The sequence below is a fragment of the Rhodanobacter sp. FDAARGOS 1247 genome (assembly GCF_016889805.1).
In the GTDB taxonomy this organism is placed as follows: Bacteria; Pseudomonadota; Gammaproteobacteria; order Xanthomonadales; family Rhodanobacteraceae; genus Rhodanobacter.
In genome coordinates this window covers 1,698,700-1,721,736 of sequence record NZ_CP069535.1, presented here as the reverse complement: position 1 = coordinate 1,721,736, position 23,037 = coordinate 1,698,700, and the positions used below count along the sequence as shown (strand labels likewise).

General features: G+C 65.7%; 17 protein-coding genes and 3 tRNA genes. 7 read left to right on the top strand and 13 right to left on the bottom strand.

The annotated features are described in order from the left end of the window. Positions 1-18: 18 nt before the first annotated feature. The 6 genes from lepA to I6J77_RS07775 all read right to left on the bottom strand — a co-directional run bounded on the left by lepA (position 19) and on the right by I6J77_RS07775 (position 8,254). On the bottom strand, positions 19-1,812 hold the full coding sequence (lepA, locus tag I6J77_RS07800; protein WP_204111178.1) for a translation elongation factor 4: 1,794 nt from the start codon (positions 1,810-1,812) through the stop codon (positions 19-21). A 199-nt stretch (positions 1,813-2,011) separates the two neighbouring features. Next, positions 2,012-3,487: a Do family serine endopeptidase gene (locus I6J77_RS07795; protein ID WP_204111177.1), complete on the bottom strand. Its 1,476-nt coding sequence runs from the start codon at positions 3,485-3,487 to the stop codon at positions 2,012-2,014. Positions 3,488-3,678: 191 nt separating this feature from the next. Next, positions 3,679-4,371: a sigma-E factor negative regulatory protein gene (locus I6J77_RS07790; RefSeq protein ID WP_204111176.1), complete on the bottom strand. Its 693-nt coding sequence runs from the start codon at positions 4,369-4,371 to the stop codon at positions 3,679-3,681. Beyond that, entirely contained in the window at positions 4,368-4,961 is a 594-nt protein-coding gene (gene rpoE / locus I6J77_RS07785) for an RNA polymerase sigma factor RpoE (protein WP_007805322.1), read from the bottom strand. Before rpoE ends, I6J77_RS07790 begins: the two co-directional genes overlap by 4 nt. Before the next feature lie 215 nt (positions 4,962-5,176). Further along, positions 5,177-7,747: a bifunctional diguanylate cyclase/phosphodiesterase gene (locus I6J77_RS07780; protein WP_056718915.1), complete on the bottom strand. Its 2,571-nt coding sequence runs from the start codon at positions 7,745-7,747 to the stop codon at positions 5,177-5,179. Between the two features lie 12 nt (positions 7,748-7,759). Further along, positions 7,760-8,254, bottom strand: coding sequence for a hypothetical protein (locus I6J77_RS07775; protein WP_056718912.1), 495 nt, complete (start codon positions 8,252-8,254; stop codon positions 7,760-7,762). 303 nt (positions 8,255-8,557) lie between these two features. Here I6J77_RS07775 and I6J77_RS07770 point away from each other — a divergent pair, with 303 nt between their 5' ends. Next, positions 8,558-10,639 (top strand): 3-hydroxyacyl-CoA dehydrogenase NAD-binding domain-containing protein, encoded by a 2,082-nt coding sequence (locus I6J77_RS07770; RefSeq protein ID WP_204111175.1) that lies wholly within the window; start codon positions 8,558-8,560, stop codon positions 10,637-10,639. 72 nt (positions 10,640-10,711) lie between these two features. Here the strand turns inward: I6J77_RS07770 and I6J77_RS07765 are convergent, their stop codons facing one another. The 5 genes from I6J77_RS07765 to I6J77_RS07745 form a co-directional block, all read right to left on the bottom strand. Further along, the gene (locus I6J77_RS07765; RefSeq protein WP_204111174.1) at positions 10,712-11,305 is read right to left on the bottom strand and encodes a DUF2058 domain-containing protein; all 594 of its coding nucleotides are present in this window, start codon (positions 11,303-11,305) and stop codon (positions 10,712-10,714) included. Between the two features lie 36 nt (positions 11,306-11,341). Next, positions 11,342-11,566 (bottom strand): SlyX family protein, encoded by a 225-nt coding sequence (locus I6J77_RS07760; RefSeq protein WP_007805312.1) that lies wholly within the window; start codon positions 11,564-11,566, stop codon positions 11,342-11,344. Next, a complete protein-coding gene (locus tag I6J77_RS07755) occupies positions 11,563-12,906 on the bottom strand; it encodes a UDP-glucose/GDP-mannose dehydrogenase family protein (RefSeq protein WP_204111429.1) in 1,344 nt (447 codons plus the stop codon). Before I6J77_RS07755 ends, I6J77_RS07760 begins: the two co-directional genes overlap by 4 nt. A 166-nt stretch (positions 12,907-13,072) precedes the next feature. Beyond that, positions 13,073-13,822, bottom strand: coding sequence for an FKBP-type peptidyl-prolyl cis-trans isomerase (locus tag I6J77_RS07750; RefSeq protein WP_204111173.1), 750 nt, complete (start codon positions 13,820-13,822; stop codon positions 13,073-13,075). A 192-nt stretch (positions 13,823-14,014) separates the two neighbouring features. Continuing rightward, positions 14,015-15,763 (bottom strand): cation:proton antiporter, encoded by a 1,749-nt coding sequence (locus I6J77_RS07745; RefSeq protein ID WP_056765990.1) that lies wholly within the window; start codon positions 15,761-15,763, stop codon positions 14,015-14,017. Positions 15,764-15,933: 170 nt separating this feature from the next. Here I6J77_RS07745 and I6J77_RS07740 point away from each other — a divergent pair. From I6J77_RS07740 to I6J77_RS07730, 3 genes are all read left to right on the top strand, one after another. Further along, positions 15,934-16,009 (top strand) — tRNA-Ala (locus tag I6J77_RS07740). Between the two features lie 9 nt (positions 16,010-16,018). Continuing rightward, positions 16,019-16,094: transfer RNA gene (locus I6J77_RS07735), tRNA-Glu, on the top strand. A 36-nt stretch (positions 16,095-16,130) separates the two neighbouring features. Beyond that, positions 16,131-16,207, top strand: a tRNA-Asp gene (locus I6J77_RS07730). Between the two features lie 106 nt (positions 16,208-16,313). On the opposite strand, the gene I6J77_RS07725 is transcribed toward I6J77_RS07730, so the two are convergent. Then, positions 16,314-16,799, bottom strand: coding sequence for a DUF1249 domain-containing protein (locus I6J77_RS07725; RefSeq protein WP_056718901.1), 486 nt, complete (start codon positions 16,797-16,799; stop codon positions 16,314-16,316). Positions 16,800-16,836: 37 nt separating this feature from the next. After that, the gene (locus I6J77_RS07720) at positions 16,837-17,652 is read right to left on the bottom strand and encodes a pyruvate, water dikinase regulatory protein (RefSeq protein WP_007805301.1); all 816 of its coding nucleotides are present in this window, start codon (positions 17,650-17,652) and stop codon (positions 16,837-16,839) included. A 303-nt stretch (positions 17,653-17,955) separates the two neighbouring features. Here I6J77_RS07720 and ppsA point away from each other — a divergent pair, with 303 nt between their 5' ends. The 3 genes from ppsA (at position 17,956) to I6J77_RS07705 (ending at position 22,914) form a co-directional block, all read left to right on the top strand. Beyond that, positions 17,956-20,328, top strand: coding sequence for a phosphoenolpyruvate synthase (gene ppsA, locus I6J77_RS07715; protein WP_204111172.1), 2,373 nt, complete (start codon positions 17,956-17,958; stop codon positions 20,326-20,328). 189 nt (positions 20,329-20,517) lie between these two features. Next, positions 20,518-21,426 carry a TetR/AcrR family transcriptional regulator gene (locus tag I6J77_RS07710; protein WP_239309225.1) on the top strand — a complete coding sequence of 303 codons (909 nt, stop codon included), beginning with the start codon at positions 20,518-20,520 and terminating at the stop codon, positions 21,424-21,426. A gap of 117 nt (positions 21,427-21,543) precedes the next feature. Continuing rightward, entirely contained in the window at positions 21,544-22,914 is a 1,371-nt protein-coding gene (locus tag I6J77_RS07705; RefSeq protein ID WP_204111171.1) for an outer membrane protein transport protein, read from the top strand. Positions 22,915-23,037: the final 123 nt, after the last annotated feature.

The following is a 23,037-nucleotide window of genomic DNA, read 5'->3' as shown; positions in this document are numbered from 1 at the left end:
CCCGATTCCCGGCCGAAATCATTTGTCCACTCTGAGTACGGCGAGGAAGGCTTCCTGGGGGATTTCCACCCGGCCCACCTGTTTCATGCGCTTCTTGCCTTCCTTCTGCTTCTCCAGCAACTTCTTCTTGCGGCTGACGTCGCCACCGTAGCACTTGGCCAGGACGTTCTTGCGCAACGCCTTGACGGTGGAACGGGCGATGATCTGCGCGCCGATCGCGGCCTGGATGGCCACGTCGAACTGCTGGCGCGGGATCAGGTCCTTCATCCGCTCGACCAGGTCGCGGCCGCGGCGGTCGGCATGGCTGCGATGCACGATCAGGCTCAGCGCGTCGACGCGATCGCCGTTGATCAGCACGTCGGTGCGCACGAACGGGCCGGCCTCGAAGCGATCGAAGTGGTAGTCCATCGAGGCGTAGCCGCGCGAGACGGATTTCAGGCGGTCGAAGAAGTCCATCACCACCTCGGCCAGCGGCATCTCGTAGCTGATCTGCACCTGGCTGGCCAGGTACTGGATCGAGCGCTGCACGCCCCGCTTTTCCTCGCACAAGGTGATCACGTTGCCGATGTAGTCCGGCGGCGTGAGGATGTTGGCGATGATGATCGGCTCGCGGATCTCCGCCACCAGGCTGGTGTTGGTCGGCAGTTTGGCCGGGTTGTCCAGCAACATGGTGGTGCCGTCGCTTTTCAGGATCTCGTAGACCACGGTGGGCGCGGTGGTGATCAGGTCGAGGTCGTATTCGCGCTCCAGCCGCTCCTGCACGATCTCCATGTGCAGCATGCCGAGGAAACCGCAGCGGAAGCCGAAGCCCATCGCCTCGGACGACTCCGGCTCGAAGAACAGCGCGGCATCGTTGAGGCGCAGCTTGTCCAGCGCCTCACGCATCGCCGGATAGTCGTCCGACGACACCGGGAACAGGCCGGCGAACACCCGCGGCTGCATGTGCTGGAAGCCGGGCAGCGCCTTGTCGGCCGGCTTGCCGGCATGGGTCAGCGTGTCGCCGACCGGCGCGCCGTGCACGTCCTTGATCGAGGCGTTGATCCAACCCACCTCGCCCGCGCCGAGCTTGTCCAGCTTCTTGCGCTTGGGGGTGAACACGCCGACGTCGCCCACTTCGTGGGTGCGCCCGGTGGACATCACCAGCAGCTTGTCGCCGGACTTGATCTCGCCCTGCATCACGCGCACCAGCGACACCACGCCCAGGTAGTTGTCGAACCAGGAGTCGATGATCAGCGCCTGCAGCCTGTCGGTGTCGCGCGGCTGCGGCGGCGGGATGCGGGCGACGATCGCCTCCAGCACCTCGACCACGTTCAGCCCGGTCTTGGCGCTGATCGCCACCGCATCGGTGGCGTCCACGCCGATCACCGCCTCGATCTCCAGCTTCACTTTTTCGACGTCGGCGGTCGGCAGGTCGATCTTGTTCAGCACCGGCACCACTTCCAGGCCCATCTCCACCGCGGTGTAGCAATTGGCCACCGACTGCGCCTCGACACCCTGGGCGGCGTCCACCACCAGCAGCGCGCCTTCGCACGCCGCCAGCGAACGGCTGACCTCGTAGGAGAAGTCCACGTGCCCGGGGGTGTCGATGAAATTCAGCTGATAGGTCTTGCCGTCGCGCGCCTTGTACGGCAGCGACACCGACTGCGCCTTGATCGTGATGCCGCGCTCGCGCTCGATCGGATTGTTGTCCAGCACCTGCGCTTCCATCTCGCGGTCGGCCAGGCCGCCACAGATCTGGATGATGCGATCGGCCAGGGTGGACTTGCCGTGATCGATATGGGCAATGATGGAGAAGTTGCGGATCAATTCCATGGAGCGCTGGCGGCCTGTGGTCGAGCTGGGGCTGGGCACCACGCGACGGCGTGGCGGCGCTGCCGCGAGGCAACGCTAACCCGGCATTATCGCATGGGATCGCCGCCATCAGGCGATCGGGCAAGCGGCGCCATCCCGCCACGGGATGGCGCCGCTCGATGCTGGCCGGCCCGTGCGCCGCGGGCCGGCCAGCGGCACATCAGCGATCCGCCGGCACCGTGAGCCCCACGAAGTTGCTCTGCTCGCCCCGGCGCACCAGCAACAGCACCGTGCTGCCCGCCTTCACGCTCTTCGTGGCGGCCTCGAACTCGGCCACGCTGCCGACCTTCTGCTGGTTGACCATGGTGATCACGTCGCCGGCACGCAGGCCGGCCTGCGCCGCCACGGGGCCGGTGATGTCGTCGATCACCACGCCCTGCCCCGCCTTCAGGCCCAGCTGGCTACGCGTGTCGCTGTCGATCGACTGCACGGTCAGACCCAGCGCGGCCGAACCGGCCTGGCTGGACGACGGCGCCGAAGCCAGGTTGTTGACCGCGTTGCGATCACGCTTGGCCTCGCTGATGGTCACGTCGAGCGTCTGCTTCTTGCCGTTGCGCAGGATTTCCACCGGCACCTTGCTGCCCGGCTTGGTCATGCCGACCAGCGGCGGCAGGTCCGAGGCCTGCTGCAGTGGCTGGCCGTTGTAGCTCAGGATGATGTCGCCAGGCTGGATGCCTGCCTTGGCCGCGCCACTGTCCGGGCTGACGTCGACCACCGCGGCACCCGCGCCATTGTCGAGCTTGAACGCCTTGATGATGTCGTCATTGACCGGCTGCATGGTCACGCCCAGCATGCCGCGCGAGACGTAACCCTTGGACTTGAGCTGCTGCACGGCGCTCATCGCCACATCGATGGGAATCGAGAACGACACGCCGAGATAGTCACCGGTGTTGGAATAGATCTGCGAGTTGACGCCCACCACGCGGCCCTGCAGATCGAACAGCGGACCGCCGGAATTGCCCCGGTTGATCGGCACGTCGGTCTGGATGAACGAGGTATACGGCTGGTCACGCTGGCCCAGGTTGCGCCCCACGGCGCTGACGATGCCCTGGGTCACCGTATAGTCGAAGCCGAACGGCGAACCGATCGCCAGCACCCACTGGCCCGGCTTCAGGCTGCGCGAATCGCCCAGTTCCACCGCCGGCAGGTCGCCACCGGCATCGACCTTGAGCAGGGCGATGTCGTAGGTCGGGTCGGTGCCGATCACTTTCGCGGTCAGCGTGCGCCGGTCCTGCAGGCGCACGGTGACCTTGTCCGCGTGATCGACCACGTGGTTGTTGGTGAGGATGTAGCCGTCATGGGAAATGATGAAGCCCGAACCCAGCGAGGTGTGCTTCTGCTGCTGCGGCGAGGGCATCATCGGCATGCCGAAGAAGCGGCGCAGGATCTCGGCTTGCGGATCATCGGGCCCGCCCTGGCCGGGCATCATCCGCGGACCGCGCGCGCCATAGCTGTCGGGTTGTTCGCCGGTGTACTTCGCTTCCACGTGGACGACGGCCGGCGCGTTCTTCTGCACGATGCCGGTGAAATCCGGCAAGGCCGCCGCGCCGCCCGGTGCCTGCGCCTGCACCACGCCGACACTGGCGACGCCCAGCAAGGCGCAGCACGCCAGGCTGCGCAGGATGGAATGATTCATGGCTCCTCCTCAGGTTGACTCAAGCCGGACCGGCCTGAAATGGACTGGATGGTTCCGAAATGATTCCCGGCAAGCTGCCGAGGCCCGCGCATTCCGCAGGCCATTCCGCGCACGGCAGCGGCCGGCCCTTGCGGAACCCGGGTGGTGGCGTGCATCGAAAACGGGCCGCGGGAACGACACGCGGACCCGAGCTATTGCGCGACGGCGGATGCCCTGCGCGACGCGTCGTCCGGCGCGGAGATCCGCTGCTGCTCCGGATCGAGCAGCAACAGGTAGCTGCCGTCGTTGTTTTCCAGCGTGCGGTAACGCGGCATCGACGGGTAGCCCGACAGCCGCCGTGCATAGTTCGACGGGCTCTGCCCGAACGGCGAGCCCAGCGTGGCCGAGGCCTGCTGGCTGAGCAAGCCAGCCGAATTGCCGCTGAGCCACGGCGGCACGGCCGCGGGCGCGGTCGGCTTGGCAGCCGCGGCCAGGCTGGTGACGGTGCTGGTCTGACTGGTATTGGCCGAGGCGGTGACCTGTTCCAGCTCACTGCTCGAGCGCGGCTGGCCGACCATCAACGCGGCGGCGGCCACGCTGGCGGCGATCGCGCCACCCGCGGACCAGCGCAACCAGTGATGGCGCCGGGAGGGAGTCGCGGTGACCGCGGCCGCTTCCTGCTCGATCGCGCGCATCACGCGGTCGGCAAAGTCGGCGCTGGCCACGGCCGGGAATTCCCGGCGCAGGCTGTCGCGCGCCACGTGGTAGGGAGACCAGGCGGCCTGCAGGGAGGCATCGTGGTCGAGACGGCGCAGCAGGAACCGCAGCTGCTCCTTCGACAACTCGCCATCGATGCCCGCGGAAAGACTTTCCCGGGTGTCCTGATTCATGCCTGCCTGATTCATGTCTGATCCTCGCGGTCCGACAAAAGTGGCCGCAGTTTTTCGTCGATCGCCTCGCGTGCCCGAAAGATGCGCGAACGCACCGTACCGATCGGGCAGCCCATTGCTTCGGCGATTTCATCGTAGCTGAGACCATCCACTTCGCGCAGCGTGATGGCGGTCCGCAGTTCTTCGGGCAACGCTTGGACAGTGGAAAACACGGATTGTTCAATTTCCTGGCGCATCAGCTCGCGCTCGGGCGTGGCGCTGTCGTGCATGCGCTCGGCGCCGGCCATGAACTCGGCGTCGTCGGCGTCGATGTCGCCCGAAGGCGGCCGACGTCCCATCGCCACCAGGTGATTCTTGGCGGTGTTCACCGCGATCTTGTACAGCCAGGTGTAGAAGGCGCTGTCGCCCCGGAACGAGCCGATGGCCCGCCAGGCGCGGATGAAGGACTCCTGGGCGATGTCCTCGCATTCGGCATGGCTTCGCACGTAGCGCGAGACCAGCCCGATCACCTTGTGCTGGTACTTGCGCACCAGCAGGTCGAAGGCCCGCCTGTCTCCCTGCTGGACACGCTCGACCAGCGCGCGATCCAGTTCGTTTTCGCCCATCCGGGCCGTATCCGTCGTCAATGCCGTCATCCGCTGCGGGAGCTTGTTTTGAACTGAACGCGGCGCTCAGACCACGGCCCGGCGCCCTAGTTCACCTGGAACATGAAGTAGCAGGCCCCACCTTAACGCACAGCCCGTTGGCTGGTTGTCATGCCGGATGCGCCACCCCGACCCGTGACGGGTATCGGTCAGTAATGGGGGCGCTGGCAGTCCACTCAAGCCAGCTCGGCCGCGCGCCCTTCCAGCAGGCGCTGCCGCTCGGCCAGCAGCTTGTCGAAGCTGATCGGCGGCAGCGGGCGGCAGAACAGGTAACCCTGCAGCTCGTCGCAGCCGTTCGTGCGCAGGAACTGCAGGTGCTGCTCGATCTCCACGCCCTCGGCCACCACTGCCCGGTTCAGCCGATGCGCCATCTCGATGGTGGCCCGCACGATCGCCTCGTCATCCGGGTCCACCCCGATGTTGCGCACGAAGCTCTGGTCGATCTTGATGCGGTCGGCGGGCAGCCGGCGCAGGTAATCCAGCGACGCGGCGCCGGTGCCGAAATCGTCGATCGCGATATGGCAGCCCAGCCGGTGCAGCGCGTTGAGGTTCTCGACCAGGTTGGGCGCCTCCTTGATGCTGATGCTTTCGGTGACTTCCATTTCCAGCAGGGTCGGGTCCAGCCCGGTATCGCGCAGCACGGCCGCGACCGTGTCCAGCAGGTGCGGCTCCATCAACTGCACCGCCGACAGGTTCACCCCCAGGCGCAGGCGCAGGCCGTAACGCTGCTCCCACTCTTTCGCCTGGCGGCAGGCCGTGCGCATCACCCATTCGCCGATCGAGACGATCAGGCCGGTCTCCTCGGCCAGCGGGATGAACACCGCCGGGCTGATCATGCCCAGTTCGGGATGTTCCCAGCGCACCAGCGCTTCCATCCCCACGATGTCCTCGGTCTCGGTATTGACCTGCGGCTGGTAGACCACGCGCAGTTCGCCATTGCCCTCGGCGTGGCGCAGGCGGGTCTTCAGCGCCATGCCATGCTGCTGGGCATATTCCGGGCTGATCTCGTAGATCTGGAAGGTGTTGCGACCCTGGTGCTTGGCCGCGTACATCGCCTCGTCCGCGTGCTTGAGCAGGGTCGCCGCGTCGCCGGCGTCGTCCGGGAAGAAGCTCAGCCCCATCGACGCGGTCACTTGCAGCTCGGTGCCGTCCTCCAGGTACAGCGGCGTCTCCATCACCTGCACGATCTTCTCGGCCACCCGCATCACGTCGTCGTTCTTGACGATGTGCCGCAGCACGATGGTGAACTCGTCGCCGGCGTAGCGCGCCACCGTATCGGAGGCGCGGATGCTGCCGCACAGGCGCTGGGTGACCGTGCGCAATACCTGGTCGCCGGCCGCGTGGCCGTAGGTGTCGTTGATCGCCTTGAAGCGGTCGAGGTCGACGAACAGCACGGCGAAGCATTCGCCGTTGCGGGTGGCCTCGCGGATGATCGTTTCCAGTCGATCGTTGAACAGCAGGCGGTTGGGCAGCCCGGTCAGGGCGTCGACGAGGCCTTCGGCGCGGCCCTGCTCGCGGGTGCGGCCCAGCTCCAGCATCTGGGCGAAGCGCGCGACCGCGCAGCGCAACACCGGTTCGATGATGCTCATCTCGCCGAAGCCGCGGCGCGTGCCCGCGAGCATCGCGCCCAGCACGGTATGCCTTTCGTCGTACAGCGGCAGCCCGGCGAAGCCGGCCAGTTCGAGCTGTTGCAGCAGCGGGTCGATCGGCGCCAGGCGCTTGGCATCGGTGCGGTACAGGATCGACTTGCCGGCCAGCACCAGTTGCAGCGAACTCTGCAATTGCGCCGGCGGCCAGGCCACATCCTCGCCGCTCCACAACTGCAGCATCTGGTTGGGCGCTTCCGCCCCTTCGTGCCGGGCCGACCAGACAGCCAGGTAGTCCAGTCCCAGCTCGTCGAACAGCAGGCGTCCGGCAGCGCTCTGGGCGTCGACGCCGCTGGTCGAGGCAAAAATGCGCGACAGCAATGACAGCGCCGCCTCGGCCCGGAGGTCGGCGCGATCGCTGCGGAACATCAGCGCCAGCGCGTCACGCCCGGCATGCCGGATGCGCCGCACGCTGGCCTGGCCGGTGTCCGCGCCTTGCGCCGACTTGCGCTGGCACGGGTACCAGTTGCGGTTGGCCTCGGTCAGCACCTGGCTGATCGCGATGCCTTCGAAGCGCAACACCTGGGCCAGCGGCAGGCCCTGCCACTGGTCGACGTGGATGCGGCTGTGCCTGCCCACGGTGGGACTGACTTCAAGCAGGCGGCCGCTCTGCGCGTCGACGATCAGCCATTCGCCTTCGCCTTCCTCGAAGGTGAAACGGTAGCCATCGGGCTCGACCATCGCTTCGGGCACAGGCGGCAGCACTCGCGCACGCATGCCTTCCGGCGCCAGCGAACGCCGCCAGCGGGGAATGAGTTCGTCGGAGATGTTCCAGGCGGAAAGCCAGTCGGCGATGCCGGGCGGAAGGTCCGCCGGCCCGAAGGTCGCCTCGTCCGCCAGCACCACGATCAACGGCGTTTCGGCCGCACCGGGCAGGTGTCGCAGTTGTTCGCAGGCATGGCGTGCCTGCTGCGCGTCGCCGGCCAGCACGATCACCAGCAACTGCAGGGGCGGCAACGGCGGCCGCCCCTCGAGCAGGATCGCCGCGTGCGGGACATCGCGCGCACTGTAGATCTGCGGGTAACCCGCCTGGTCGAGTGCGTCGAACAGGTTGCGCCGCAGTTCGCGCTGCGCTGCGACCACCAGGATGCCGGAGTTCATCGTGTCCTCGCCTCAGACCAGCCAGCGGCCGTCACGCAGGCGCAGGCGCCGGGGCTGGCTATCCTGGCTGCCGATGTGCGTCGCCAGGTCGCCCAGGTGCTCGGTCAGCGCGGCGGGCGCGTCGATCAGGACCACCCGGCGCAGATGCCCCTTGGGCGCGCGCGCCAGCTGGCGCAGCAGGGTGCCGTCCATCGCCGACAGCGGTAGCTCGAGTCCGAGCAGGAAGTACACGCCGAAATGCATGCTCTGCTGCATGTAACGCAGCGCATTGCCCAGCCGCTGGCAATCCGGCACGCGCACGTGGGCGTCGCGCAGGCTGCCCAGTCCGGTATCGGGCTGCCACAGGTAGACGGCCTGGCCGGTATGCCGCGCGATCGCGCGAAACTGATCGATCAGGGCGTGCACGTCCTGGCTGTCCAGCACCACCAGGCCGCTGGGTGCGGCCAGGATGCGTTCGAAGATCTCGTTGCCGGCTTGCACGGGAACGGAGGCGATTGTCGAATTCATTGCGTCCCCGTGCGGCGGCGGTGAAGCCATGGAGTCAGCCAACCCGCGACTGCCTGGATGAATGATGGGAACGAGCCCGCTGGTTGCCACGTTGACCGGAGTGCGTCGGATCATCCCTGTCCCTGCCCATTCGCCGGTCGTCCCGTGACCTGCACCGCCGTAGCCCGTAGCAACCTCGGTGCCAACGGATGATGGCCGATTTCACACCGGCACCGGCGCACGGTCAAGCAGATGTGTCACATCTCGCAATCATGGCGTCGGGACGGTATGGTTCAGGCCTCCTCCACCACACCGTATCGACCCATGTTCGAAGGACTGCGCTTCAACCACTGGAAGACCAGCGAAAGCGAGGATGGCATCGTCACGCTGACCCTGGATCGCGCCAACAGCAGCGTCAACGCGATTTCCCGCGCGGTGCTGGACGAACTGGAGCAGATCGTCGAGCGCCTGGCCATCGAGAAGCCGGCCGGTGTGGTGATCCACTCGGCCAAGGCCTCGGGGTTTGCCGTGGGCGCCGACATCAAGGAATTCGTCGAGTACGCGAAACACGACACGGTGCTGGAGAACATCGAGCACGGCCAGCGCGTCTACGAGGCGCTGGCCCGCCTGCCCTGTCCCACCGTGGCTGCCGTGCACGGTGCCTGCATGGGCGGCGGCACCGAGCTGATCCTGGCCTGCCGCCAGCGCATCGCCGTCGACGACGAGAAAACGCGGATCGCCCTGCCCGAAGTGATGCTGGGCATCCACCCGGGCTGGGGCGGCACCGCGCGCCTGCCGCGCCTGATCGGCGCCACCGAGGCGCTGCCGGTGATGCTGACCGGCAAGGCCCTGTCGGCAAAGCGCGCCCTGGGCCTGGGCGTGGTCGACCGGCTGGCACGCCCGGACGAGCTGCTGAGCGAGGCGCGCCTGCTGCTGCGCCGCCCCGCGACTCGGCCGTTCGCCCGCCGCGCCAGGGCCTGGGCCACCAATACCTGGCTGGCCCGGCAGATCCTGGCGCCGATCGTGCTGAAGCAGACCGCGGCCAAGGTGCGCAAGGAGCACTACCCCGCGCCGTTCGCGATGATCGAGGTGTGGAAGCGTGGCGGTTCCGGCATCAGCCAGCGGCTGAAACTCGAGGCACGCTCGGTGGCGAAGCTGGCGACCACACCGACGGCGCAGAACCTGATCCGGATCTTCTTCCTGCAGGAACGCCTGAAGGGCCAGGGCGCCGGCGCCGACGCGCAGATCAGGCACGTGCACGTGGTCGGTGCCGGCGTGATGGGCGGCGACATTGCCGCCTGGGCTGCCTTCAAGGGCTTCGAGGTGACCCTGCAGGATCGCGAGATGAAGTTCATCCAGCCGGCGCTGGATCGTGCCCGCACCCTGTACGAGAAGAAGCTGAAGTCCGCCGACAAGGTCGAGGCGGCGATGCAGCGCCTGCGCGCCGATGTCGACGGCAGCGGCGTGGCGGCGGCCGACCTGGCCATCGAGGCGATCTACGAGAACGCCGAGGCCAAGGAGGCGTTGTACGCCACCATCGAGCCCCAGTTCCAGGCGGACGAGATTCTCGCCAGCAACACCTCCAGCATCCCGCTGGACGAGCTGCGCAAGAACCTGGCCGCGCCGCAGCGCTTCCTGGGCCTGCACTTCTTCAATCCGGTGGCGCAGATGCCGCTGGTGGAAGTGGTGCGGCATGATCGGCTCGATCCGCTGATCGAGAAACGCGCGCTGGCATTCTGCAAGGCCATCGGCAAGTTGCCGGTGGCGGTCAAGGGCACGCCGGGGTTCCTGGTCAACCGCATCCTGATGCCCTACCTGCTGGAAGCGCTGCGCCTGTACAGCGAAGGCGTGCCCGGCCCGGTGCTGGACCGCGTGGCGAAGAAGTTCGGCATGCCGATGGGGCCGATCGAACTGGCCGACACCGTCGGCCTGGACGTCTGCGCATCGGTCGGCCGCGAACTGGCCCCGTTCCTCGGGCTGGAGTTGCCACCGGGGCTGGACGACAAGCTGGAGGCCGGCAAGCGCGGCAAGAAGGATGGCCAGGGCCTGTATGTCTGGCAGGACGGCAAGCCGCAGAAACCCGAAGTACCCCAGGATTACGTGACCCCACCCGACCTGGCCGACCGGATGATCCTGCCGATGGTCAACGAGGCGATCGCCTGCCTTGCCGATGGCGTGGTGGATGATGCCGACCTGCTGGATGCCGGCGTGATCTTCGGCACCGGCTTCGCGCCGTTCCGGGGCGGCCCGATCCAGTACACGCGCAGCGAAGGCGCCGACAAGCTCAAGGCAAGGCTAGAGGAGCTGGCGCAGCGCCATGGCGACCGCTTCAAGCCGAAGAAAGGCTGGGACGATCCGACGCTGGCGCAAGGCGGCTTCGAGCTGCCGGCTTCCCCCAGCCACTGAACCTGAGATACCGCGTCACGTTCAGCAGAGAGCCCGGCGTGCCGGGCTCTCTGTCATGAGCTCATGCCGCCATCACCACATCAGGTCGTCCGGTACGCCATCGTCACCGATGCCGGACGCCGCCGGGTCGACCAGCAAGGCCAGCTGGTGCGCGTCGATGGCGCGGACCTGCTCGGCAATCTCGCGCGCCACCAGCAGATAACGACCACCGTGCTGGACCACGCCCAGCTCGCCGGCATTCAGCGCGGCAAGCTGCGGGGCATCCACATGCACCCGGCGGATCTTGCCGCCGTACTCGAAATTGCGCGGCTGGTCGGCATCGGCCTTGTTCAGCACCTTGCCATCCAGCAACTGCTGGATCTTCTGCTTGCGCTCGCGGCGCAGCCGGGCCTGTTCGGCCGCCTCCTGCTCGATCTGCTTGCGCTCCCGCGTCTCGGTTTGCGCGCGCAACGCATAAGCCCTGGCCAGGTCGATGTCCTGCTGGCTGCGGCCGGCCGCAGGCTGCGGCTTGGCACCGGGCTTGGCGCCAGGCTTGCCACCGGGCTTGCCGCCGTGGCGCGCCGGCTTGCCGGGCGACGGCGCCCGCTTCGGCTCGCGGGGGCGTTCGGGTTGAACCTGTTTGACGATGCCGCTCTTGAGCAGCTGATCGCGCAGGGAATCGGCCATGCGGTTATTCCGTGATCGTTGGATACAAGTTTTCGGTCAGTAATGCGGCGGCGGTGGTTCGTCGTGCGCGTCGCTGCCCTGGGCGACCCGCATCGATGCCATTTCGCCGCGCAGATCGCGCAACGCGCGCTCCAGCGCAGCGATCCGCTGCGACTGGTCGGCGTCCGCCGTGGTCAATGCCTGGACGGCTTCGTCGATGAAGGTCAGCTTGACCTCCATCTCGTCCAGCCGCTGCTCGAACATCGCGCGCTGGTCGTTCATGGCGATGACTGCAGGCTGCGCCCGCGCCCGATGCCGTAGTAGGCCAGCCCGGCCTCTTCCACCACCGCCGGATCGTACAGATTGCGGCCGTCGAAGATCGCCGGTTCGGCCAGCGCCCCGCGGACGGCGGCGAAGTCCGGGCTGCGGAATGCCTTCCACTCGGTGACCACGGCCAGCACGTCGGCACCCTGCACGGCTTCCATGGCGTCATCGCACAACACCAGGTCCGCGCGATCGCCATACAGGCGCTGCGTTTCCGCGCGCGCTTCCGGATCGAACGCACGTACGCTGGCACCCGCTTCCCACAGCAGCTCCATCAGCCGCCGGCTGGAAGCCTCGCGCATGTCGTCGGTGTTGGGCTTGAACGCCAGGCCCCACAGCGCGATCGTGCGACCGGCCAACTGGCCGTCGAAGTGGCGCGAGATCAGCTCGAACAGCTTGCCCTTCTGCTGCCGGTTGACCGCCTCGACCGCGCCCAGCAGCCGGGCGTCATAGCCGTAGGCATGGGCGGTGCGCTCCAGCGCCTGCACGTCCTTGGGAAAACACGAACCGCCGTAGCCGGCGCCCGGGTAGATGAAGCTGTAACCGATGCGCGGGTCCGAACCGATGCCCTGGCGCACCAGTTCCACGTCGGCGCCCACCCGCTCGGCGATGTTCGCGATCTCGTTCATGAAACTGATCTTGGTGGCCAGCATCGCGTTGGCGGCGTACTTGGTCAGCTCGGCCGAACGCTCGTCCATCACCACCATGCGATCGTGGTTGCGATTGAACGGCGCGTACAGCTTGCGCAACACCGCCACCGCCCGTGCACTGGACGTGCCCACCACGATGCGGTCCGGGCGCAGGCAGTCTTCCACCGCAGCGCCTTCCTTGAGGAACTCCGGGTTGGAGACCACGTCGAATTCCACCGTCGCGTTGCGCGCCTTCAATTCACCAGCCACCGCCTCGCGCACCCGATCGGCGGTGCCGACCGGCACGGTCGACTTGTTCACCACCACGGCGTAGTGATCCAGGTGGCGGCCGATGGTGCGGGCCACGGCCTGCACGTATTGCAGGTCGGCGCTGCCATCCTCGTCCGGCGGCGTGCCCACGGCAATGAAGATCAATTCGGCATGCGCGATCGCCGGCGCCGCGTCGGTGGTGAAATCGAGCCGGCCGCCGGCATGGTTGCGGCGGACGATCGCCTCGAGTCCGGGTTCGAAGATCGGGATCTCGCCGTGCTTCAGGCGCTCGACCTTGCCCGCATCGATATCCACGCAAACCACCTTGTTGCCCATTTCCGCCAGGCAGGCACCGGTGACCAGGCCGACATAGCCGGTACCGAAGATAGTGACATTCATCATCGTGGTGACGATTCCCGCAAAAGTTGGACGTCCATTCTAACCGCCGCCGCGACCGCTTCGATCCGGTCACCGCGATTCCCGCAAACGCGAAGGGGCGCGAATCGCTTCGCGCCCCTTCGTGAAACTTGCGCCGGAGTCGCCTCCGGCAACTGCTTGGTGATGCTTACTTGCCGCCCGGAGCGGCGCCTGCCGGCGTCGGACCCGTCTTGACCAGGGTCACGTCGAAGATCAGCGTGGCGTTCGGCGGCATCGGCGGCTGCGGCTCGGCGCCGTAAGCCAGCGAGGACGGGATGAACAGCTTGTAATGACCGCCGACCTGCATCAGCTGCAGGCCCTCGCGGAAGCCCGGGATCACGCCAGCCAGCGGAATCTTGGCTGCGCCACCACCCGGATGCTTGGCGGACGCATCGAACACCTGGCCGTTGACGAAGGTGCCGGTGTAGTTGATCTCGACCGTGTCGTTCGGACCCGGGCGGGCGCCCGTGCCCTGGCTGATCACCTGGTACTGCAGGCCCGACGCGGTCGTCTTCACGCCCGGCGCGCTCTTGTTCTTGGCCAGGAAGGCGTCGCCCTCGGCCTTGTTCTTGGCCGCCAGCTTGGTCATCTCGGCCTGGTACTTGGCCTGGATCTTGGCCATGAAGGCGTCGTGCACCTGCTTGGCTTCGGTATCGCTCATGGTCGGCTTCTGGCCGGACAGCGCCGCCTTCACCGCGTTGGCCACGGCGGTCGGATCCAGTTCGTCGCGCATGATCGGCGGAACCTGGGAAGCAATTTCCCAACCCACAACGTAGCTGGCCTTGGCCTTGTCGACGGTGCCGGCAGCGCCAGTCGTCTGGGCGGCAACGGAGGCCGTCATGCCCAGCGCAACGGCCATCGCGGCCGCCGTCAGCGTGGGACGCAGAAAGTGCTTCATTCGTAACTCCCTCATGTATGGATGTGCCGACACTGCCGGCCGGGCCCCCCCGATGGAGGCAGGCCTCGCATTGTGCGGTGCTTGTCAGATCTTGGCAACGATCGGGCGATCAGACCGTCATTCGCGATAAAGGTTCATTACGGCACCCCGCTCGGGGACCCTCGCCAGGCCCGGCGGGAAGCTGCCGCGCCCTCACGGGCCGGGCTTTTCGAGGGTTTCCTTCAGGGCGGCCTGCAGCCGCGCATGCATTCTCACCAGACCTCGCCACAGCACCACCGCCACCACCACCACCAGCACCACCAGCGACAAGGCGATCCCGCGCGGCGGCAGGATCGCCGAACTGAGCCCGCTGACCAGCAGCGCCAGCGCCAGCAGGGTGACCAGCGGAATGACCCGCGCCAGCACGTTGCGGATCGCCTGCGTGTACGAACCCGCAAACCGCTCGCGGATGCCGATTTCCGCCAGCACCATGCCCAGCGCCTCCGCCTTGCGGTACACGGCGATCAGCATGGGCAGCGACAGGAACAGCGCGCAGGCCCATATCAGGGTGTGGCGCAGTTCCCGATCGATGCCGAGCATCGAGAACCAGCTCCAGTTGTGCGCATTGACGTAGGCGCCGACGATGAACAACGCCACCACCAGCAATACGTTGATGCCGATGTGCCAGAGCAGGCGCCGGAAGATGGCCGCGATGGCCGCGTTCTCGTTGACTGGCTTGAGGTTCTCCAGCCAGCCGTTGTAGCTGCTGGCCAGCAGGATCAGCGAGCGCGGCGTCACCCGCCGCAAGCCATTGGCCAGGCTCTCCGCGGACCGGTTCAGGTACGGCGACGCGGCCATGCACAGCACCGACACGGCCACCGCGATCGGATAGATGAAATCGCTGACCACGCCCAGCGACAGACCGAGCGTGGCGATGACGAACGAGAATTCGCCGATCTGCGCCATGCCCAGGCCCGAGCGCAGCGCCGTGCGCGGATCGTGGCCCACGATGAAGATGCCCAGGCTGCAGGCCAGGGTCTTGCCGACGATCACCACGGCCGCGATGAGCAGGGCCGGCAAGGCGTACTGCAGCAGCATCGAGGGATCGATCTTCAAGCCGATCGCCACGAAGAACAGCGCCGCGAACATGTCGCGCAACGGCTCCACCAGATGCAGCACCCGCCCCACGCTGCGCGACTCGGCCACCACCGCGCCGGCCAGGAAGGCACCCAGCGCGACACTGAAGCCCATCCACACCGCGAACAGGCTGGCGCCGAAGCAGATGCCGAGCACGCTGACCAGCAAGGTCTCGTCGCGATCGAAGCTCGCCACGTAATCCACCAGGCGAGGCAGCAGCAGCAGGCCCAGGATCATCCCCACGATCACGAACAGGCCCAGATGGCCCACCAGGGCCAGCGCCGTGTCGGCCTGCACCGAGCCACCGATCGCCACCGCCGTGAGCAGGGTCAGCATCACGATGGTCAGCATGTCCTCGGCCACCAGCAGGCCCGTCACCAGTTGCGCGAACTTCTGCTGGCGCTGCCCCGACTCGGCCAGCGTGCGGGTGGCCACCATCGTCGAGGACAACGAAATGATCGCACCGAGAAACAACGCGTCCGTGCCGGACCAGCCGAACAGACCGCCGATGCCATAGCCGATCCACAACATCAGCCCCACTTCCGCGACCGCCACGGCCAGCACGCCGATGCCGACCTCGCGCAACTTGCGCACGCTGAATTCCAGGCCCAGGGTGAACATCAGCAGGACCACGCCGAGATTGGAAATGTCGTCGATGGCGCGCGCATCGCCCACCAGCACGCCCGGCGTATGCGGCCCGATCAGCACGCCAGCCAGGATGTAGCCCAGCAGCACCGGTTGCCGCATCCGCTGGAACACGATCGTGGTGGCGCCCGCCACGATCATCACGATGGCAAGATCACGAATGAAGCCGATTTCGTGCATTCATCAACTCTCTGGAACCCGAGGGATCGCTCCAGCTTAAACGAAGGAAAGGCGGCACTCGCCTGCGCGCACGAGTGCGTCGTCGACACGCCGGCACTTCGTGATCGAAAGTGTGAAAAAAAGCTTGACGGAATTCCGGAGCGCACCTATTCTTCTCGGCTTCCAGCGGCGGGGCCATAGCTCAGCTGGGAGAGCGCCTGCATGGCATGCAGGAGGTCGGCGGTTCGATCCCGCCTGGCTCCACCAACTTGAATTGTCCCCATCGTCTAGAGGCCTAGGACACCACCCTTTCACGGTGGACACCGGGGTTCGAATCCCCGTGGGGACGCCAAGTTGGCTCGCACAGCTGGAAGAAGCAACACAATGCGGAGTGGTAGTTCAGTTGGTTAGAATGCTGGCCTGTCACGCCGGAGGTCGCGGGTTCGAGTCCCGTCCACTCCGCCACTATTCAAACAAGAAGCCCGCCTTGCGCGGGCTTTTTGCTGCGTGGTGATTTTGCGCACTGCTCCGTGTGTGCAGGAACCGGGAAGCGGCACACGTTTATGAAGCCCTATTTCCGACTGCCCTCGCTCGACTCCGGCTGCGGCTCCAGCGTGCCGACGGAATGGCCTTGTTCGACGAGGTATTCCAGCCAGCGCGACAGGAATCCGTTCATCCGCAAGCGGTGCTGAAACACCGAATGCGCCGGCGGAAACGGACCCAGCACCTGCCACAGGTGCCGCCCGGGATGGCAATGCAGCGCCTCGGCCACATGCGCGTCGGTATACATGCGCAACTGTGCCGACGGCGCACGCCTGCCGGTATCGATGTCGACGAAATCGTAGGTGAGCTCCAGTTCCAGGGTGTACGGATGACGCTCCTGCACGGACAGGTGGACGTCGAGACCGTCGTCCACGTTCGACACGTAACGCCCCGGCGCCAGCTGCTGTGGCTGGAACAGTCGCGTCAGGCGATGGTAATTCTCGGCGTACAGCCCCATCAGGAACTCGAATCGTCCCGGTAGCAGGCTGCGGCGGTTGTCCAGTACGGCACTCATCGGGGATGTACGAACTCCAGTGGGCGGGCCAGGGTTTTCAGAACATGGTTCGCTCGATGCCGAAGCGATCGAAGATCTTGCTGGCGATCTCCTCGATCGACACATGGGTGGTGTTGAGGCTGGGAATGCCGGCCTGGCGCATCAGGCGATCGGCCTGCTCCAGCTCCCAGCGGCATTGCTGCAAGGTGGCGTAGCGGCTGCCGGCTCGGCGCTGTTCGCGGATCTGCGCCAGGCGCACCGGATCGATGGTGAGGCCATACAGCCGATCCTTGTACGGACGCAGACGCGCCGGCAATTCGAGCTTCTCGAGGTCGTCGTCGGTCAGCGGATAGTTGGCGGCGCTGACCCCGTAATGCAAGGCCATGTAGAGACAGGTCGGCGTCTTGCCCGAGCGCGACACGCCGACCAGGATCAGGTCCGCCTCGGCATAGTTCACGTCGATGCCGTCGTCGTGCGACAGCGCGTAGTTGGTCGCGTTGATGCGCGCCTCGTACTTGTCGAAATCGACCATGCCATGCGACCGGTTGACCGCACCCGAGCGCTTGGTGGACAACTCTTCCTCGAGCGGGCCGATGAACGGTGCAAACACGTCCAGCATCAGCGCACCGCTGGCGGCGACGATCTCGCACAGGGCGCGTTCGGCCATGGTGTTGACCACGATCGGGCGCTGGCCGGTCTGCGCATAATTGGTCTTGATGCGCAGCGCGGCAGCCTCCGCCTTGTGCGCGTTGTCGGTGAAGGGCAAGCGGTGCTTGTCGAACTGCACGCCTTCGAACTGCGCCAGGATGCTGTTGCCGATGGTCTCCGCGGTAATCCCGGTGGAGTCCGAAATGAAGAATACGGTTCGATGCATGCGTGGCCCTGATGGCAGATGGCGGATGGCGTCTGGCCGCACCTTAGCAGGTTGTGGCGTGCATTCTGACGCGTCGGCAACCCGGCGAATCGGCACGGCATCGGCCCGATCGCAGTCGCCGACCCGGCCGCCAAAATCTACCGCCAGCTGACTGGTATCGGGTTGGAATGGCATCTGCGCGCAATGGTCTTCTTGTGCTGCGCACCATCCGCAGCGGACAATACCAGTTCTTTGCAACCCGCTTCGGGCCTGCATGTCGCGTCCATTCCACTCTTTGCAACGCTTCCTCAGAAGGAGACACCCTTGAACGATCTGGTGCTTTGGCTCGACCAACTGCGCATGACTGACCTGGGCAAGGTTGGCGGCAAGAACGCCTCGCTGGGCGAGATGATCGGCAACCTGGCCAAACTGGGTGTCTCCGTGCCGGGTGGTTTCGCCACCACCGCCGACGCGTTCCAGCAGTACCTGGAAAAGAGCGGCCTGGCCAAGCGCATCCAGGAACGGCTCGCGTCGCTCGACGTCGACGACGTCGACACCCTGGTCGCGGCGGGCAGGGAAATCCGCGGCTGGATCGTCGACACCGCCCTGCCCGCCGAGCTCGAACAGGCGATCCGCGCGGCCTACATCAAGCTGTGCAAGGATGCCGGCGCCGACGATATTGCTGTTGCCGTACGCTCATCGGCCACTGCCGAGGATCTGCCCGACGCCTCGTTCGCCGGCCAGCAGGAAACCTTCCTCAACGTGGTCGGCATCGACGACGTGCTGCACAAGGTGAAGGAAGTCTTCGCCTCGCTGTACAACGATCGCGCGATCGCCTATCGGGTGCACCAGGGCTTCAAGCACGAGGACGTGTTCCTCTCTGCCGGTGTGCAGCTGATGGTGCGCTCGGACGTGGGTGCCTCCGGCGTGTTGTTCACGCTGGACACCGAGTCCGGTTTCCGCGACGTGGTGTTCGTCACGGGTTCGTATGGCCTCGGCGAGATGGTCGTGCAGGGCGCAGTCAATCCCGACGAGTTCTACGTGTTCAAGCCCACGCTGCGCGAAGGCAAGCCGGCGGTGCTGCGTCGCAACCTCGGTGCGAAGCAGTTGCGCATGGTCTACTCCAGCGCCCCGGGCGAACGGGTCAAGACCGAAGACACGCCGACCGACCTGCGCAACAAGTTCTGCATCAGCGACGAGGACGTGCAGGAGCTGGCCCGCCAGTCGCTGATCATCGAGAAGCATTACGACCGGCCGATGGACATCGAGTGGGCGAAGGACGGCCACACCGGCAAGATCTACATCGTGCAGGCACGCCCGGAGACGGTGAAGTCCCGTTCGCACGCCACCCAGCTCGAGCGCTTCCATCTCAGCGAGAAGGGCAAGGTGCTGGCCGAAGGCCGCTCGATCGGCCAGAAGATCGGCGCGGGCAAGGCGCGGGTGATCCGTTCGCTGTCCGACATGAACAAGGTGCAGGCTGGCGACGTGCTGATCGCCGACATGACCGACCCCGACTGGGAGCCGGTGATGAAGCGCGCCTCGGCCATCGTGACCAACCGCGGCGGCCGTACCTGCCACGCGGCGATCATCGCCCGCGAGCTGGGCGTGCCCGCCGTGGTCGGCACCGGCAATGCGCTGGAGTTGATCCCCGATGGCGCCGACGTCACCGTGTCCTGCGCCGAAGGCGACACCGGCACGATCTACGAAGGCATCCTGAAGTTCGAGCGGATCACCGCCGACCTGGGCGACATGCCCGAGGCGCCGCTGAAGATCATGATGAACGTGGCCAACCCCGAGCGCGCGTTCGACTTCGGCCAGTTGCCGAACGCCGGCATTGGCCTGGCCCGCCTGGAAATGATCATCGCCAGCCACATCGGCGTGCATCCGAAGGCGCTGCTGGAATACGCCAAGCAGGACGCCGAGACCAAAGCGAAGATCGACGAGCGCATCGCCGGTTATGCCGGTCCGGTCGAGTTCTACGTCGACCGCCTGGCCGAGGGCATCGCCACCATCGCCGCCTCGGTCTATCCGAAGCCGGTGATCGTGCGACTGTCGGACTTCAAGTCGAACGAATACGCCGGCCTGCTCGGCGGCTCACGCTACGAGCCGCACGAAGAGAATCCGATGATCGGCTTCCGTGGCGCCAGCCGCTACGTCGACCCGAGCTTCTCCGAGGCGTTCGGACTGGAGTGCAAGGCGGTCAAACGCGTGCGCGAAGTGATGGGCCTTGCCAACGTGTGGGTGATGATCCCGTTCGTGCGCACGCTCGGCGAAGGCCGCAAGGTCATCGACGTGCTGGCGAAGAACGGCCTCAAGCAGGGCGAGCACGATCTGAAAGTGATCATGATGTGCGAAGTGCCGTCCAACGCCCTGCTCGCCGACGAGTTCCTCGACATTTTCGACGGCTTCTCGATCGGCTCCAACGACCTCACCCAGCTAACCCTGGGCCTGGACCGCGATTCGTCCATCGTCGCCAGCCTGTTCGACGAACGCGACCCGGCGGTGAAGAAGCTGCTGGCGATGGCGATCAAGACCGCGCGGGCCAAGGGCAAGTACATCGGCATCTGCGGTCAGGGCCCGTCCGACCACCCGGACCTGGCCGAATGGCTGATGGAACAGGGCATCGAATCGTTGTCGCTGAATCCGGACACGGTCGTCGACACCTGGCTGCGCCTGGCCAAGAAGAAGGCAGACTGAGGACGATGTCGGCCAGCCGCTGACGTGATTTGCCATGCAGTGCAGCAAAAGGGTCGGATTCATCCGGCCCTTTTGCTGTCTGGCGCTCCCGATTTGCTACGCCGGATCAAGCCCGTGCATGGCCCGCAGGGATCGCCTGCCTCAGCGCCCTCTTCCCGCAGCCGTCTCTTTGTCATCGTGCACTGCAGCTTGCCCGCCCTGCGGCCCACCGGTAGCTTCCATACACGTGTTTCAATCCTTGATTTGAAGCAGGTGTCAGCTACCTGGCTGGGCCATCACGGGGCAAGCTTCTTGAGTCCGACGCAGCGAACCAATCCCAGTGACACCCGCAAGCGGCTGCTTGAGGCCACCGAGTGGCTGTTCATCGAGGGCGGCTACGAAGCGATGTCGCTGCGCCACATCACCGCCAGGGCTGGCGCGAACCTGGCCGCGGTGAACTACCACTTCGGCAGCAAGGAGGCGCTGGTCCAGGAGCTGTTGTCGCAACGACTGGATCGACTCAACCGCGAGCGGCTGCAATTGCTGAGTGCGTGCGAGCGCCAGCGACCGGAGGGGCTGGACGCCCGTGCCGTGCTGGCCATGCTGTTCGTGCCGGCTTTCCGGCTCAGCCACGGCAGCGCCTCGGGGCCGGCCTTCATGCGCCTGCTGGGTCGGGTCTACAGCGACCCCTCGCCGTTCATCCAGGATTTTCTGCAACAGCATTACCGATCGATTTCCGGACGTTTCTTCGAGGCGTTCGCGCGCGCCCTGCCCTCGCTGCCCCGGGGCGAGCTCGGACTGCGCCTGCATTTCGCCCTCAAGGCCCTGTCCGGCATGCTGGCCGGGGAAGACATGCAGCAACTGATCGCCAGCATCAGCAAGGGCGAGGCCATCAACGACACCGAATTGCTGGCGCGCCTGATCTCGCTGGTGTCCCCCATTCTCACCGCCCCGTCTGGAAACACGGAGCAAGTCAAATTGATCGAACAGGTGTTGCAACAGGATCAGGTGACCGCCGAAGCCACCCGCACGACACCGCCGGCCGCCGATACGGATTCACGGCGCCAGGGCATTCCCCCATCCACTCTCTGGATTCAGGACGGGAGGCCTGCGTCCTGACCAAGCGATACCGTGCCACCTTCCCGATACGTGCTGCCCCATCGTCACCACACAAAACCAGAAACCATCGCCGCGGATGCACCCCATCCCGGACCTTTTTGTCACAGGAGAACCCACGTGGACCGTCAAACCTTGCAAAACCTCTCCCGTCTCGGCACCAAGGCCAGCCTCGCCCTGGCCGTTGCCGGTGCACTCGCCATGCCGCTGGGCGCGCAGGCCGGTTCCTTCCAGCTGCCCACCGACAACGCCGCTGGCTGGGCGCGCGCCAATGCGGGCGGCTCGCTGTTCGCGAACGATCCGACGGCGGTCTACAACAATCCGGCCGCCATGGCGTTCTTTAATGGTCCGGTGATTCAGGTGACCGGCACCGGCATTCGTCCCAGCGCCAAATTTGAAGGCGAGTTCAAGGACATGCAAGGCAATCCGACCACCGGAAACAATCCGAATGGGTTCGGCAAGTTCATTCCATTTCCGAACATGGCTTTTGCCGCGCCGGTCAGCGACAACGTTACCCTGGGTGGCAGCATCACCGTCCCGTACGGTCTCGTCAGCGAATATAACCCGACATGGCAGGGCCGTTATTTCGGTACCAAGACCAGTCTCCAGTCGATTGCCGTGAGCTTTTCGGCTGGCTTCAAAATCAACGACGAGTTCTCGATCGGCGTGGGCGTGCTCGGCCAACGTACCAAGGCGCAGCTCAATTCCATGATTGACGCAGCAGGTGCGGCGTCCAAACTCTCCGGCTTTCCATTTGTGCCGCAAAGCGCGGACGTGCAGCTCAATGTCAACGTGAAGAAGAAATTTGCCTTCGGTTATTTTGCTGGCATGGAGTGGAAGCCAACCGCTCAGGACAGTATCGGCTTCAGCTACCACTCCAAGGTGAAGCAGACGCTGACTGGTACCTATAACCTTTACGGCAGCGCGACCGGCATCAGCCTGCTTGGTCTTGCGCCGTTGTTTGGCGGCCCGACGCTGGATCCTGCAGGCGGCTCCGCCAGTGCCAAGCTTGACACCCCTGCCTTCGCCAGCCTCGACTGGCTACATGTGGTCAATGACCGCTTCAGCATCGCGGCAACAGCGAAGTGGACGAACTGGTCCAGTTTCGAGAATCTGGAACTCAAATCCGGCGGCGAATCGATCGTCAACCTGCCGCAGGCATACAAGGATAGCTGGCTGTATGCGATCGGCGGTGACTACAAAGTCAACGACCAGTGGACGCTGCGCGCCGGCGTCGGTTACGACCAGACCCCGAGCAACATCATCAGCCGCGACCCGCGCATTCCAGACGGCGCCCGACGCCTGCTCGGCCTTGGTGTGGGCTACCAAGCCAGCAAGAACTTCGCTTTCGACCTGGGCTATCAGCACCAGTTCGTCGGCAAGACGCGGGTTCATCTGACCAATCCCGACTTGCTCGGTGCCGGTACGATGGACGGCACGTTTGATGACCACGGCGATGTGGTTAGCTTGACGGGTACATATCGTTTTTAAGCATCCGCTCATCCATAGAAATAAGGGCCGCACAAGCGGCCCTTATTCTTGCCCCAATCCGAACAACAGCGCCACTCAAAGTGAGAGACGTTGGAAAAACACGATGCCATGCAGCCCAACTGA